A 466-nucleotide genomic window follows, 5' to 3' on the forward strand; every position below is an offset into this window, starting at 1 on the left:
CGCGCTCGACAGGGTGGTAACCCTTCTTGTGCAGGACTTGCGCCGGGCGGAGATCGCGTTCTTTCCGCAACTTTGGGCGCGTTCATTGAATGACGATGCCGCGGCCGAACTGATGGACAAAATCCACGAGCTTGAGAGACAGGTGATTGCAGGACTGATTGGAGCCAGTCGTCCCGACTGGCCACAAGAAGACTGCGATTCACTTGCACTTCACGTCACTGCGGCAATTGAGGGGCTGACCTTGTTCATCGGGCGAAACAAGAAATCACATGGCATCTATGCAGCGCCCGAACAGGAGATTGCCCGCGTACTGAAAACTGTGCTGGAAACCAAATGTAGTCCGAGCCAGTGCTAAATTTGACAGTTAAGTCGACAGACGACGCTGGGCTCGAAGCGGTTATGCAGCATTGCGGCAGACAGCCCGGCCTCCCAGGCAGGACACCATGACGCTGCTGGCCTATGGCTT

1 protein-coding gene is annotated in these 466 nt (G+C 56.2%); it reads left to right on the forward strand.

What is annotated here, in order from left to right:
* A partial coding sequence (locus tag ACFORG_RS20310) for a TetR family transcriptional regulator C-terminal domain-containing protein (RefSeq protein WP_386737398.1) occupies window positions 1–355 on the forward strand: 355 nt, incomplete at its 5' end.
* Window positions 356–466 lie beyond the last annotated feature (111 nt).

The sequence above is a fragment of the Lutimaribacter marinistellae genome, assembly GCF_042648365.1.
Lineage (GTDB): Bacteria > Pseudomonadota > Alphaproteobacteria > Rhodobacterales > Rhodobacteraceae > Lutimaribacter_A > Lutimaribacter_A marinistellae.